Here is a 13,186-nt window from a genome sequence, read left to right on the forward strand (position 1 = left end):
CGGTGGGCGTTCAGGCGGCGCTGGTCGGCAGAGTCACGGTTGCCTCCGGCTCCTGCCGCGGACCGGATGCCGACGGGGCCGGCGCCGGGTTCCGCTCCTCCAACGGCACGACGGACGGCAGACCCGCTGTCTCCCCGAGGAGGACATGCCGCACGACGCGCTCCGCGGCGCCTCCGTCGTCGTACGGGCAGAAGCGACTCCGGAACGCGGCGCGCCGCTGGGCGGAGCGCGGGCTGCGCCACTCGCCGGTCGCGAAGATGTCGATCAGCTCCTCCTCACGGGTGGCGACCGCGCCGGGCGGGAAGCTCCAGAGGTCGAAGTAGGTGCCGCGGGCCGCCTCGTAGGCCGCCCGGTCGTCGGCGTACACGACGATCGGGCGGTCCAGGTTGGCGTAGTCGAACATCAGTGAGGAGTAGTCCGTGACCAAGGCGTCGCTCGCCAGGCACAGGGATTCGACGCAGGGGTGGTCCGAGACGTCGACCAGCCGGGACGAGCCCTTCTCCACGAGCGGAGTGCCGGACAGGTGGTGGGCGCGGGTGAGCACCGTGAAGCTGGGACCGAGTGAGCGCAGCATGCGCTCCAGATCGATCGCGGGGCGCTGGGTGCGGCGGTAGTCCCGGTGTGTGGGGGCGTACAGGATCGCGACGGAATCCCGTGGGATGCCCAGCGTCTCGCGCAGCCGGGCCACGTCCTTGCCGGTGGCGTGCTGGTAGATGTCGTTGCGCGGATAGCCGTACTCGAGCGTGGTGTACGCAGCGGGGTAGACCCGCTCCCAGACGAGCGTGGAATGCCGGTTCGCGGACAGGACGTAGTCCCACTTGTCGCAGTTGGCGAGCATGCGCCGGACGTCGGCGTCGCCGACGGCGGCTGGCCGGTCGAGCAGATCGAGGCCCATGTGCTTGAGCGGGGTGCCGTGCTGGGTCTGCAGGAACACCTGGCCTCGGGCTTTGACGAGTCTTCGGTCGAAGTTGACGTTGTTGACCAGGTATTTGGAGCGGGCCAGCGCCGTCCAGTACGCGGCCGAGCCGGGGGTGAGGCGACGGGTGGCCGGCGGGATCGTGTGGTGGTGTGCGGGGCCGGCGATCCAGGCGGTGCGGATGCCGGGCGCCAGTTCGCGGACCTTCGCCTCGATCGCCGCCGGGTTGCAGCCGTAGCCGCGGCCCCAGTAGGCGGAGAACACCGCGTCGTTCTCGCGCAGCGGAAGGAGCCGTTGGATGCGGTAGTGGATCTGGAGCGCGGCCGCCCTGACGGCACCGTATGCGGCGACGGCGGCGCGGCGGACGTGTCGCTGGAGGGCTCGTGCGAAGTACAGGGCGAGGTAGCTGCGGTGCGCGCCCAGGCGTACCAGGGCGTGCCGGATTCTGGTGCGTGTGCGGGGAGTCGCGCCCGGGCTGCGGTAGCGGCGGCTGTAGGTGCGGGCCCGGCGCAGAAACTCGGCGCGGCTGCCGCGCGGCAGCCGGTCGCGCACGGTGAACACCGTGCTGAAGTGGTCGAGCATCCGGCGGAAGACGAAGGGCCGCCAGCGCGCCAGTTCCGGGTGTGCGTCCAGGTAGGCGAAGACCCGGTCGTACTGGTCGAAGATCTCGAAGTGCCTGCGCCCGGGAGAACAGGTGATCGCCCCTTGTCTGCGCTGCCGGTACCGCACGCAGACCCGGTCGAGCACCGCGATCGACTCCGCGGTCACCAGCACCGGATAGGTCCAGGAGACGTCCTCGTAGTAGCCGGGAGCGAAGGTGAAACCCGCACGCTCCAGGAACTCACGGCTGTACGCCTTGTTCCAGACGACGTGCAGGACTCTCAACAGGCCTGGCCTGTCGTCCAGGGTGAAGGCCGCCGGGCCCTCCTCGGAGAGTTGGGCCGTGACCGCGTCGGGGGCCGTCCTCCCGGTGCAGTACGACCGTACGTAGTCGTAGACCAGGACGTCGGGGCCGTCCGCGTTCTTGAGCCGGTCCGAGATCGCGTGCAGCGCGTCAGGGGCGAGGGAGTCGTCGCTGTCGAGGAAGATCACATAGTCGCCGGTGGCGCGTTCGAGCCCCGCGTTGCGGGCTCGGCCGAGACCCACGTTCTCCGTCAGATGGACGGCGCGCACGCGCGGATCCCAGGCCGCGAACTCGTCGATGATCGTTCCACTGCCGTCCGGAGAGCAGTCGTCGATCGCGATCAGCTCAAGATCCGTAAAGGGCTGCTCCAGGACGGATTCAAGGCATTCATGCAGATATGCCTGCACCATGTACGCGGGGACAATCACACTGAACCGTGGCAAAGGGCCATCCATGGGTCGTCAGCGGCATATTGCCCGAAAACGACCCATAGCGTCCGAAGTTACGCCAGATATGGCATACGGGGGACCCTGGGTGATCAGGGGTCCCCCGTCAACGCCTGCGTCCCCTTCACCCTTGGCGGGCAATCGTCCTGCCCGCCGCCTCCACCAGGTCGGCCGCGCGGGCCGTGCCACCCTCGCCCGCCACGTCCGCGCGGATCTCCTGGAGGCGGCGCGCCACTTCGGGGTCGGACGCCACGGCGAGTACGGCCTCCCGGAGAGTCCCGGCCGTGGCCTCCTCCATCGGTACGTGGCGTGCGACGCCGAGCCCCTGGAGCATGTCGGCATTGCCGAACTGGTCGACGGCCTGCGGGACCGCGACCATCGGCGTCGCGGTGGCGAGGCCCTCCTGACTGCCGCCCGCGCCCGCGTGCGTGATGAAAGCATCGGCCTGCCTGAGGATCGCCAGCTGCGGCACCCAGTGGTGCACCTCGACGTTCGCGGGGATCTCGCCGAGCTCCTCCTCGTCGACGAACTTGCCGATCTGGAGCACCACATGCCAGCCGGGCAGGTCTCCGAAGGCCACGACGCAGGCGCGGTAGAAGGCGGGCTGCTTGGTGAAGGACGAACCGAGCGAGACGAGGAGGACTTTCTCCGCACCGGCCGGGCGCTGCCACTCGCCCTGCGCCGCCCGCTCGCCCTGGCAGGCGCCGACGAAGGTGTAGCGGCTCTCGTCGACCCGGTCGGCGTTCGGCTGGAGCGCCTTGGGGATGAGGACGAGGCAGCGGTCGGGGCGACCCATGAAGTCCTCGACGGAACGGTCGATCCCGTTCGACCGGATCCAGTGCTCGAAGTTCTCGTAGAACGCCTTGCCGCGCGGCGTCTGCTTCAGCGGCTCGAACATCGGCTTGCCGACCTCTTCGTCGTAGCCCTCCCAGGCCACGAGGTTCGGTGAGAACTGCACGATCGGGACGTTCCAGCGGTGGGCCAGGACGCGGGCGGGGTAGGCGGTGATGTCGTAGAGGACGAGGTCCGGCTCGTCGTCCTCGTAGAGGTCGATGAGCTGCGGCAGCGCCTGGATCGCGTCGGTGAGGAAGGGTTCGAGGTGGTCGATCAGCTCCGTGCCCCACGCGTCCGGGTCGTCGTCGGTGGGCAGCGTCGAGTGCCAGATCTTCGGCTCGGCCCCGGTCTCGGCGACCTTCTCGGCGAACTGCGGCGGGATCGCGTACGTCACGCGATACCCACGGGCGACGAGCTCCCTGATCACCTCGATGCTCGGGTTCACGTGCCCGTGGGCTGCGATGGAGAACATGGCGATATGGGCGTTCCTGGGGGCGGTCATGACGCCACCGTAAGTGAGACGAGACGTCTCGTACAACTTATATTCGGCCGCCGCTACGCGTAGAACCGCGAGACGCTCTGCAGGACGCAGGCAGGCTTGGCCGCTCCCTCGATCTCGACGGTGCCGTCGACCGTGATCTGCACGCCGCCCGGCACGTCCTCGACTCCGGCGAGGCGCGCGGCCAGGCGGATGCGGGAGCCCGCCGGCACGGGGGCGGGGAAACGGACCTTGTTCAGGCCGTAGTTGACCTTGGTGGTGACGCCTTCCACGTCGAGGAGCTCGGTGAACATCGGGATGAAGAGGGAGAGCGTGAGATAGCCGTGCGCGATGGGCGCGCCGAAGGGGCCTTCCTTGGCACGCTCGGGGTCGGTATGGATCCACTGGTGGTCGCCGGTGGCGTCGGCGAACGTGCCGATCCGCTCCTGGGTGACATCGATCCACTCGCTGGTGCCGAGGTCGCTGCCGGCGAGCTTCTTCAGTTCGGCCAGGCCGTTGACGGTGATGCCCATGAGGGGGCTCCTTCGATGCGTGCTGATGCGGGTGCGATGTGGGGCAGAGACAGGGACAGGGCGTTCAGGGGTCATGAAGTGCCGTGCAGGCGGCGGATGTCGGCCTTGACGAGCTTCCCCGACGCGGTGCGGGGCAGGGCGTCCACGACGACGGCCGACTTGGGGATCTTGTAGGGGGCCAGGCGGCCGGACAGCGACCCGAGGACCTCGTGCGGGTCGGGCGCGCTGCCTTCGCGGGCGACGAGGACCGCCCTGCCGACCTCACCCCACTTCTCGTCGGGTACGCCGATGACCGCGCACTCCGCGATGTCCGCGTGGGCGAGCAAGGCGTCCTCGACCTCCGCGGGGTAGATGTTCTCGCCGCCCGAAATGATCATGTCTTTGAAGCGGTCGACGATGGTGACATAGCCGTCCGCGTCGATCCGGGCGGCGTCCCCCGTCCGGAACCACCCGTCGGCGAACGCGGCGGCACTCTCGCCGGGCAGGCCCCAGTAGCCGCGCATGACATGCGGCCCGCGCACCAGGACCTCACCCGTCTCGCCCGGCTCCACCGGCGCGAGATCGGGGCGCGCCACGCGTACGTCGCTGAAGAAGTGCGGCACGCCCGCCGTGCCCGCCTTGCTGACGGCGTGCTCGGCGTCGAGGAAGAGGGTGCCGGGCGCCGCCTCGGTCATCCCGTAGCCCTGCAGGAAGGTGAGGCCGCGGTCCTGGTAGGCCGCGATGAGCGGGGTCGGGACGGGCGAGCCGCCGCAGCTGAGCATCCGCAGCGACGACAGGTCGGCGTCCGGCCAGTTCGGTTGCCGTGTGAGCTGGTCGAACATCGTCGGGACGCCGAACATGAAGGTGACCCGGTGGCGCTCGACGAGTTCCAGGGTCGCCGCCGCGTCGAACGATCCCACCAGGACACAGCTGCCGCCCTTGAGCAGAACGGGCAGGGTGAGCATGTTCAGGCCGGCGGTATGGAAGAGCGGCGCCGCCACGAGCGCGATCTCGTCGGCGATCAGGTCCTGGTCGACCAGGACGTTGACGGCGTTCCAGGTGAGGTTCCCGTGCGTGAGCATGGCGCCTTTGGGGCGGCCCGTCGTCCCGGAGGTGTACATGATGATGCCTACGTCGTCGGGGCCGACCTGCTCGTCGATCGGGAGGACCGGGGCGGCGGCCAGCAGGCCCTCGTAGGCCGGCCCGTCCGCCTCGACAGCGGTACGGACGCCCGGCAGGTCACCGCCCCTCGCGGCGGCGTGCAGCAGCACCGTGGCTCCGGAGTCCCGTATCTGGAAGGCGAGTTCGGGGTCGGCGAGCCGGGTGTTGAGCGGCACGAAGAGCGCACCGAGGAGCCCGGTGGCGAACAGTGCTTCCAGGAACGAGGGGTGGTTGGGGCCGAGATAGGCGACCCGGTCACCGCGCCGGACGCCGAGCGCCCGCAGGGCGTGGGCGAGCCGGGTGGTGCGCTCGTGCAGTGCGGCGTAGGTGACGGTGGTGGTGCCGTGGATCAGTGCGGTGCGGTGCGGGGTCTTGCGGGCCCGGCGTGCGGGCCACGACCCCAGTCCCTCATTGCGCATCAAATGGCCTTTCAGGAACCGGCATCGGCGAGTCCGAGCAGCCGGGCGGCGTTCTCCTTGAGGATCTTCGGCCTGACCTCGTCCTTGATCGGGAGCTTCGCGAAGTCGGCGAGCCAGCGGTCGGGGGTGAGGACCGGGTAGTCCGAGCCGAACAGCACCTTGTCCTTCAGCAGGGTGTTGGCGTACTGGACGAGCTGCTGCGGGAAGTACTTCGGCGACCACCCGGAGAGGTCGATGTGCACCCCGGGCTTGTGCGTGGCGACGGCGAGGGCCTCGTCCTGCCAGGGGAACGACGGGTGCGCGAGGATGATCTTCAGATGGGGGAAGTCGGCGGCGACGTCGTCCACGTGCATCGGGTTGGAGTACTTCAGGCGGATGCCGCCACCGCCCGGCACGCCCGCGCCGATGCCGGTCTGGCCGGTGTGGAAGAGAGCGACGGCGCCGGTCTCCTCGATCACCTCGTAAAGGCCGTACGCCATACGGTCGTTGGGGAAGAAGCCCTGGATGCTGGGGTGGAACTTGAAGCCGCGCACCCCGTACTCCTCGACCAGGCGCCGGGCCTGCCGGATCCCGGCGCGGCCCCGGAAGGGGTCGATGCTCGCGAACGGGATCAGCACGTCGGGGTTGGCGTACGCGGCCTCGGCGACCTCCTCGTTGGGGACGGGCTCGGTGCCGGTGGCCGACTCGGCGTCGACGGTGAAGACGACGGCGGCCATCCGCCGCTCGCGGTAGTAGGCGGCGGTCTCCTCGAGGGTGGGCTTCCGGTTCCCCTCGACCTTGAAGTAGGTGCTGGACGCGGCGTGCAGCTCGTCGTCCAGCGAGGACCGTCCCTTGGACGACACCTCGGCGTGCGTGTGGACGTCGATCGCGGTGAGTCGCGCCACGTCGATGCCGCTCATGCCGGGATCACGCCCTCGGGCGCCTTCGGGAGGCGGGGCGCGGGGATGCCGACGGTCTGCGGTTCGCGCCCGACCGACGTGTGCCAGGTCTCGGCGATGGTCCGCGGACTCCAGCCGCCGTCCGCGTAGGCGACGGACACCTCCTGCGGGTGCGACCACAGGGCGAGCTTGTCGCCGCCGATGCCGATGCACTGGCCCGTGACGTCCCGGGCCGCTTCGGAGGCGAGGAAGGGCACGAGTGCGGCGCAGTCCTCCGGTGTGCCGAAGCCCTCGCCCTTGCGCAGGAAGCCGGGCAGCGGTTCGCCGCCGCGCAGGGCGTCGACGTACGGGGCGAACGCGGGGATGGTCTCGGTCATCGCGGTGGCGGCGACCGGCACGACGGCGTTCACGGTGACGCCCGCGCGGGCCAGCTCCATGGACCAGGTGCGCACCATTGCCGCGATCCCGGCCTTGGCCGCCGCGTAGTTGGTCTGCCCGAAGTTGCCGCGCTGGCCGGCCGGGGAGGCGACGAGCACCAGGCTGCCGCCCTCGCCCTGCTCACGCATGCGCACGGCTGCGGCACGGGCGCAGGTGAAGGTGCCCCTGAGGTGCGTGGTGACGACGGCATCGAAGTCGTCGTCGGTCATCTTCCACAGCACCCTGTCGCGCAGGATTCCGGCGTTGGTGACCATGACGTCAAGCCGGCCGAACTCCGAGACGGCCCGGCCGACCAGGCACTCGGCGGCCTCGGTGGTGCCCACGGGGACGACCTCGGCGACGGCCCGTCCGCCGGCCTCGGTGATCACCTTGACGGCCTGCGCCGCGACGTCCTCGTCGATGTCGTTGACGACGACGCTCGCCCCGGACCGGGCGAGTGCGACGGCGTAGGCGAGGCCGAGTCCGCGGCCGCTTCCGGTGACGACGGCGACCTTTCCGTCCAGGGAGGTCGATGGTGCTGATGACGCGTCAGACATTGCGGCTGCGCCCTTCCGGTGGCGTGAACAGGTACGTGGAGGGGAGAAGGCGGCCGAGGAGATCCGATCCGCTCAATCCGTACCGGCCGACGAGAAGGACGCTAAGACCAATCATTGTTGTCGTCAATAGTTGCCGGGAGCCTTTAAGTCCTTCATGCTGGAGCCGACCTCACGCACCCCCGTGCCCGCACGGACCGACCCCGGAGCCCGACATCCCCGACATCGCTGACGAAGACGCGCCCTGGATGCGCGCGCTGCACGCCGACACCGGCTACCTCCTCTACCGGCTCGGGCTGCACTCGGGCCGGCTGTTCAACGCCACGCTCGAAGAGTTCGGCCTGCGGCTGCGGCACTACGCGCTGCTGCGCTACCTCGCCACCGTGGAGGGCGCCCTGCAACGCGAGCTGAGCGACCGGCTCGGCTACGACCCGAGCGCCATCGTGAGCCTCGTGGACGATCTGCAGGAACTCGGCCTGGTGGAGCGGGGACCCGCGCCGGGCGACCGGCGCAGCCGCATCGTCGCCCTCACGGACCGGGGCAAGGACGTCCTGCGCGACACCGACAAGGGCAGCCGGCGCGTCACCGACGAACTGCTCGCACCCCTCACCCCCGGCGAACGGGCCACGTTGCAGTCCCTGTTGGCGCGGGTCGCGGAAGCGGACCGGGGCTGACCCGGCGGACATGACCGAGCCGTCGCAGGACTCCGCGGGCGTGGCGCGCAGCCGTTCCGCGGCCGAGCGGCTGCTGGCGGTGCTCGGCGCGTTCGACCACCGCAGACCCGCGCTGTCCCTCACCGAGATAGGCCGCCGGGCCGGACTGCCGCTGGCCACCGCCCACCGCCTGGTGGGCGAGCTCACCGCGTGGGGCGCCCTGGAGCGCGACGCGGCGGGCAGCTACCACGTCGGGCTGCGGATCTGGGAACTCGCGGCGCTGGCCCCGCGCGGCCCCGCCCTGCGCGAGGCCGCGCTGCCCTTCCTCGAGGACCTCTACGAGGCGACCCACGAGAACGTGCACCTCGCGGTGCGCGACGGCCTCGACGTCGTCTACATCGAGCGGCTGTCCGGCCGCCACGCGGTCGGCGTGCGCAGCCGGGTCGGAGCGCGCTGGCCGCTGCACGCGACGGGCGTCGGACTCGTCCTCCTCGCCCACAGCGCGAGGGCCTTCCAGGACCAGGTCTGCGGGGGCCCGCTCGCCGCCTTCACCCCGCACACCCTGTCCGACCCCGTCCGGCTGCGCCGCGCCCTGGCCGAGGTGCGGCGCGCCGGCTGCGCGGTGGCGGACCGTCAGATCACGGACGACGCGGTCTCGGTGGCCGCACCCGTGCGCGGGCCTGGGGGCGACGTCGTGGCCGCGGTCTCGCTCGTGGTCCCCTCGGCCGGGACACAGCCGCACTCGCTGATCCCGGCCGTACGACTCGCCGCCCGGGGCATCTCGCGCACCCTGGGCTGGCGGCCCTGAGGAGTCAGGGGGAGACCGCGGCGGCCGGTGTCCAAGCAAGTGACGCGCGCGGACACCGGTGAGTCGGGCCGTGTGCGTCGGGCCGTGTGCGTCGCGGTCCCAGGTACGGCCCGCCGGGAAAGCCGGGGTTCGGGCGGCCGAGAGCCGACGGCCGCCCTACTGTGCCGGACTCTCGGAACCCCGTCGGCCCGGGGCCGGCAGGACGGCCATGTCTCCCGGCCGGGGCAGTGGCGTGCTGCCTCCCGTGACCGGATCGAGGTGGGAACGGCACGGCCCACGGCGGTGGCGATCCTGCCCGACCACAGCAGCGGCTGCGGCGAATCCCCGGCAGGTCCCGCATGGTGGTCCTCGGCCCGGCGAGGATCAGGTCGGGGACCGTGACGGCGCCGTCACTCTTCCCACGGCGTGATCCCCCAGCGGACGGTGTGCTGCTCGCCGGGGCCGAGGGTGACGAGCCCGGTGCCGCTGCGGAAGCCGTCCGGGGGGCAGGTCATCGGCTCGATGGCGACCGCTCGACGGCGCCCCTCCGGCGGCAGAGTGTCGCCGGTGTAGAGCTGTACGTAATCGGCACCCTCCCCCAGCCACACGTCCGTACCGAACGCACCCGACGGGTGGGCCAGACGCACCACGGCCCGACCGTCCACGTCCCGGTCGAGGTCAGCGAAAGGGGTGTCCAGCCGGAGCGCACCGACAGCGCGTGGCGTTCGCAGGTCGTACTCGGTCCCGGCGACCGGCTCGGCGGCCACCGGCAGCCCGCGCTCATCGGTGCGCAGCCATGTCCGTGCGGGGACGGTCAGCACCGCCTGGTCGACGAACGCGGCGCCCGGGGTGATGTACCGCGTAGGACCGGACGGCCGCTCCCAGCTCTACGATGACGGCACTGTGCGTGCCGTGGCGGAGGGTCAGTTGCCGTCCAGTGCGGCTTTGCTGCACGCGTGGCCTCCTCGGTCCGCCCTGTCGGTGCCGTCGGGCGCCGACGTGGTGCGGCCTGCGGCGCCGACCCTCCCAACGGGAGCGTGCGGCCCCGCATCGACCCGGTCAAGCGCAACACGTTCCTGCCGGTGAGATCGCCGGGCCTGTTCACCTGGCTCACCCGGACCCTCTCCCCTGTGATCGGCCGACTCCGGCCGGCGACTCCCGAAGGGGGCGGCAAGCCGGGCGCGGTGCTCGGCTCCAGCGCCTCAGGTCGCTCGGGTCGCCCGGCCGAGGCCCCTGGCTGTGGCGGGCCTGCGGCAGGTCACCGTTGCGCCGAAAGAGTGCTGGTGCCGGCCGGCGGACCGTCGTCCCGCCGGCCACCATGGGCGAGCGGTCGTCGACTCTTCGACGCGCAAGGGCCACCCGCGTGGCTGATAGTGGGGGCAGGGGGCTCTGCCGAGACTTCGGAGCAGTCATGGACCGCTACCCTCCCATCGCCGAACACGGCCTGGTGGGCGATCTGCAGACTGCCGCGCTCGTCTCGTCGCAGGGTGTCGTGGACTGGTTCGCCGCTCCCCGGTTCGACTCTCCCAGCATCTTCGCCGCCCTGCTCGACCACGACGACGGTGGGTACATGCGCCTGGCCGCCGAGCACCCCGACACGACCCGCAAGCAGCTCTACTACCCCGACACGGCCGTTCTGGTGACGCGGTTCATGTCACCGGACGGGGTGGGCGAGGTGGTCGACTTCATGCCTCCGGACCGGACCCGTACCGCCACCGACCGCCACACCCTGATACGCGTCGTGCGGGCCGTGCGGGGGACCGTCGACTTCACGCTCGAGTGCCGCCCGCGCTTCGACTACGGCCGGGCCGAGCACCAGCTGGAGCTCGGCGAGAAGACCGGCCTTTTCCGGTCCCCGGGGATGGACGCGCACCTGCAGGCCTCCTTCCCGCTGGAGCGGGACGGCCAGGACGTACGCGGCAGGGTGACGCTGAGCGAGGGCGAGTCGGGCGGCGTCGTGTTCACCGTCTGCGCGTCCGGCGGCGAGGCACCCGCACCCCTCACCATCGATGGGGTCACCGCACAGCTCTACGACGCCGGCCAGTTCTGGCAGGAGTGGTTGCGCCAGTCCCGCTACCGGGGCCGCTGGCCCGAGCTGGTGCACCGTTCGGCCATCACCCTCAAGCTCCTCACCTACGCCCCCACCGGCGCCCTCGTCGCGGCGGCCACCATGGGCCTGCCCGAGCAGGTCGGCGGAGAACGCAACTGGGACTACCGGTACACCTGGGTACGCGACAGCGCGCTGTCCGTGCGCGCCATGCTGGACCTCGGCTTCGCCGAGGAGGCCACCGCCTTCGTCCACTGGCTGGTCGACAGGCTGCAGGAGCGCGAGGGCGAGGGAGAAGAGCCGCTCCAGACGATGTACCGGGTCGACGGCGACCCCGACCTGCCCGAGGAGACACTCGATCACTTCGAGGGCTACCGCGGCTCCTCCCCCGTCCGCATCGGCAACGGCGCCGCCGACCAGCTCCAGCTGGACATCTACGGTGAGGCCCTCTACGCGCTGTCCCAGGGCCGCGAGGTCGCGCAGCAGGCCACCTACCGGGGATGGAAGGCTCTGGCCAGGACGCTGGACTGGTTCGCCGATGCATGGGACCGCCCGGACGAGGGCATCTGGGAGACCCGCGGCGGCCGCCAGGACTTCACCTACAGCCGGGTGATGTCCTGGGCCGCCTTCGACCAAGGGCTGCGCCTGGCCGAGCACTTCCGCAGGCCCGCCGACGTGGTGAAGTGGCGCAGCGCGAGGGACACCATCCTGGAGCAGGTCATGGAGCGCGGCTGGAGCGAGCAGGAGGGTGCCTTCGTCCAGCATTACGGCGGCGACGTCCTGGACGCTTCCCTGCTGCTCATGCCGAGGGTCCACTTCATCGCCCCCCGGGACCCGGACTGGCTCGCCACCCTCGACGCGATGGACCGCAAGCTCGTCTCCGACAGCCTCGTCTACCGCTACGACCCGGCGGCATCGCCGGACGGGCTGCGCGGCTCGGAGGGCACCTTCAGTCTGTGCACCTTCCTCTATGTCGACGCGCTGGCCCGTGCGGGACGGCTGCCCCAGGCCCGCTACACCTTCGAGAAGATGCAGACCCACGCCAACCACGTCGGGCTCTTCGCAGAGGAGATCGGTCCGAGCGGGGAGCAACTGGGCAACTTCCCGCAGGCGTTCACGCATCTGTCGCTCATCATGGCGGCCACCACTCTCGACGAGGCGCTCGACGCGGAGAGCGGGCGCTGACCCGTGGTCACGCCTGCCCGTCCGGCAGAACCGTCACGGCTGACCGCCGACGAGTTCGCCGTGCTGTACCGGCACCTGCGCTCGCGCACCGCCTGGGCCGCAGGCGACCGGGGTGCTCTGACCGCGCTGACCCCTGCCCGGGTGCTGGCCGCGACCCGCGAGGTGCGGACCGGCCGGACGGTCACGCTCGCCGCGCCGGTGGAAACTCAGCCCGGCCCCGACAATCCGGAGCCCGCCGAGCACCGGATGAGCGGGCAGCCGGAGGAAGACACCTCCAGCGGGCTCCACTTCGCGATGGACCGCTTCGCGATGAACGTGCACGGCGACGCCGACAGCCACATCGACGCCCTCTGCCACGTGATCTACGACGGCACACTGCACGGCGGGGTGTCCGCGAGCAGCGTCACAGCGGGCGGGGCGACGAGACTCTCCATCGAGGCGGCGCGCGACGGGATCGTCGGACGCGGCGTGCTGTTGGACATCCCCCGGCTGCGCGGCGTGCCCTGGCTCGAACCGGGTGACCACGTGACCGTCGACGACCTCGCCGCCGCCGAGACCGCCCAACGCCTCCGCGTGACAGAAGGCGACCTGCTCTTCGTCCGCGTCGGCCACCGCCGACGCCGCGCCGAGCTCGGGCCGTGGCACGCGGCACATGAGCGCGCCGGTCTCCACCCGTCCGCGCTGGAGTTCCTCGCGGACCGGCGGGTCGCCGTGCTCGGCGGCGACGGGAACAACGACACCGCCCCGAGTTCCACGGAGGGCGTCGACTTCCCCGTGCATGTGCTGGCGGTCCACGCCATGGGCCTTCACTTGCTGGATTACCTGCAGTTCGAGGACCTGGTACCGGTCTGCGAGGCGGAGGGGCGCTGGACGTTCCTCTGCGTGATCGCCCCGCTGAGACTGCCGGACGCCACCGGGTCGCCGGTCAACCCGATCGCCGTCCTGTGACCCCGGTGCCGGCGGTCGTGGTGGCCATGGGCGTCTGGGGATCAGGC

11 protein-coding genes are annotated in these 13,186 nt (G+C 71.1%); 4 read left to right on the forward strand and 7 right to left on the reverse strand.

What is annotated here, in order from left to right:
• Positions 1-10 precede the first annotated feature (10 nt).
• The 6 genes from OG456_RS08070 to OG456_RS08095 all read right to left on the reverse strand — a co-directional run bounded on the left by OG456_RS08070 (position 11) and on the right by OG456_RS08095 (position 7,522).
• Positions 11-2,263: a bifunctional glycosyltransferase family 2 protein/CDP-glycerol:glycerophosphate glycerophosphotransferase gene (locus tag OG456_RS08070; protein ID WP_266558653.1), complete on the reverse strand. Its 2,253-nt coding sequence runs from the start codon at positions 2,261-2,263 to the stop codon at positions 11-13.
• Between the two features lie 127 nt (positions 2,264-2,390).
• Positions 2,391-3,602: a macrolide-inactivating glycosyltransferase gene (mgt, locus tag OG456_RS08075; RefSeq protein ID WP_266558655.1), complete on the reverse strand. Its 1,212-nt coding sequence runs from the start codon at positions 3,600-3,602 to the stop codon at positions 2,391-2,393.
• Positions 3,603-3,655: 53 nt separating this feature from the next.
• A complete protein-coding gene (locus OG456_RS08080; RefSeq protein WP_266558657.1) occupies positions 3,656-4,111 on the reverse strand; it encodes a MaoC family dehydratase in 456 nt (151 codons plus the stop codon).
• A 71-nt stretch (positions 4,112-4,182) separates the two neighbouring features.
• The gene (locus OG456_RS08085; RefSeq protein WP_266558659.1) at positions 4,183-5,670 is read right to left on the reverse strand and encodes a long-chain fatty acid--CoA ligase; all 1,488 of its coding nucleotides are present in this window, start codon (positions 5,668-5,670) and stop codon (positions 4,183-4,185) included.
• A gap of 11 nt (positions 5,671-5,681) precedes the next feature.
• Positions 5,682-6,569 carry an amidohydrolase family protein gene (locus OG456_RS08090; protein WP_266558661.1) on the reverse strand — a complete coding sequence of 296 codons (888 nt, stop codon included), beginning with the start codon at positions 6,567-6,569 and terminating at the stop codon, positions 5,682-5,684.
• Entirely contained in the window at positions 6,566-7,522 is a 957-nt protein-coding gene (locus OG456_RS08095) for an SDR family NAD(P)-dependent oxidoreductase (RefSeq protein WP_266558662.1), read from the reverse strand. The genes OG456_RS08090 and OG456_RS08095 overlap by 4 nt, the downstream gene beginning before the upstream one ends.
• Before the next feature lie 245 nt (positions 7,523-7,767).
• Here OG456_RS08095 and OG456_RS08100 point away from each other — a divergent pair, with 245 nt between their 5' ends.
• Together OG456_RS08100 and OG456_RS08105 are read left to right on the forward strand one after the other, a co-directional pair.
• On the forward strand, positions 7,768-8,193 hold the full coding sequence (locus OG456_RS08100) for a MarR family winged helix-turn-helix transcriptional regulator (RefSeq protein WP_266558663.1): 426 nt from the start codon (positions 7,768-7,770) through the stop codon (positions 8,191-8,193).
• Positions 8,194-8,203: 10 nt separating this feature from the next.
• Positions 8,204-8,980: an IclR family transcriptional regulator gene (locus OG456_RS08105; RefSeq protein ID WP_266558664.1), complete on the forward strand. Its 777-nt coding sequence runs from the start codon at positions 8,204-8,206 to the stop codon at positions 8,978-8,980.
• Positions 8,981-9,369: 389 nt separating this feature from the next.
• Here OG456_RS08105 and OG456_RS08110 read toward each other — a convergent pair whose 3' ends face one another.
• Positions 9,370-9,780, reverse strand: coding sequence for a hypothetical protein (locus tag OG456_RS08110; RefSeq protein WP_266558665.1), 411 nt, complete (start codon positions 9,778-9,780; stop codon positions 9,370-9,372).
• A gap of 590 nt (positions 9,781-10,370) precedes the next feature.
• On the opposite strand from OG456_RS08110, the gene OG456_RS08115 reads away from it, so the two are divergent.
• Together OG456_RS08115 and OG456_RS08120 are read left to right on the forward strand one after the other, a co-directional pair.
• Positions 10,371-12,191, forward strand: a complete 1,821-nt coding sequence (locus OG456_RS08115) for a glycoside hydrolase family 15 protein (RefSeq protein ID WP_266558666.1) — start codon at positions 10,371-10,373, stop codon at positions 12,189-12,191.
• A gap of 3 nt (positions 12,192-12,194) precedes the next feature.
• A complete protein-coding gene (locus tag OG456_RS08120) occupies positions 12,195-13,139 on the forward strand; it encodes a cyclase family protein (RefSeq protein WP_266558667.1) in 945 nt (314 codons plus the stop codon).
• Positions 13,140-13,186 lie beyond the last annotated feature (47 nt).

The organism is Streptomyces sp. NBC_01446 (assembly GCF_026340095.1).
Lineage (GTDB): Bacteria > Actinomycetota > Actinomycetes > Streptomycetales > Streptomycetaceae > Streptomyces > Streptomyces aureus.

Excerpts from the sequence above, each read along its gene's own strand:
- OG456_RS08090 (WP_266558661.1), bottom strand. The coding sequence starts at position 6,569 with ATGAGCGGCATCGACGTGGCGCGACTCACCGCGATCGACGTCCACACG.
- OG456_RS08100 (WP_266558663.1), top strand. The coding sequence starts at position 7,768 with ATGCGCGCGCTGCACGCCGACACCGGCTACCTCCTCTACCGGCTCGGG.
- OG456_RS08095 (WP_266558662.1), bottom strand. The coding sequence starts at position 7,522 with ATGTCTGACGCGTCATCAGCACCATCGACCTCCCTGGACGGAAAGGTC.
- OG456_RS08105 (WP_266558664.1), top strand. The coding sequence starts at position 8,204 with ATGACCGAGCCGTCGCAGGACTCCGCGGGCGTGGCGCGCAGCCGTTCC.
- OG456_RS08085 (WP_266558659.1), bottom strand. The coding sequence starts at position 5,670 with ATGCGCAATGAGGGACTGGGGTCGTGGCCCGCACGCCGGGCCCGCAAG.
- OG456_RS08080 (WP_266558657.1), bottom strand. The coding sequence starts at position 4,111 with ATGGGCATCACCGTCAACGGCCTGGCCGAACTGAAGAAGCTCGCCGGC.
- mgt (WP_266558655.1), bottom strand. The coding sequence starts at position 3,602 with ATGACCGCCCCCAGGAACGCCCATATCGCCATGTTCTCCATCGCAGCC.
- OG456_RS08115 (WP_266558666.1), top strand. The coding sequence starts at position 10,371 with ATGGACCGCTACCCTCCCATCGCCGAACACGGCCTGGTGGGCGATCTG.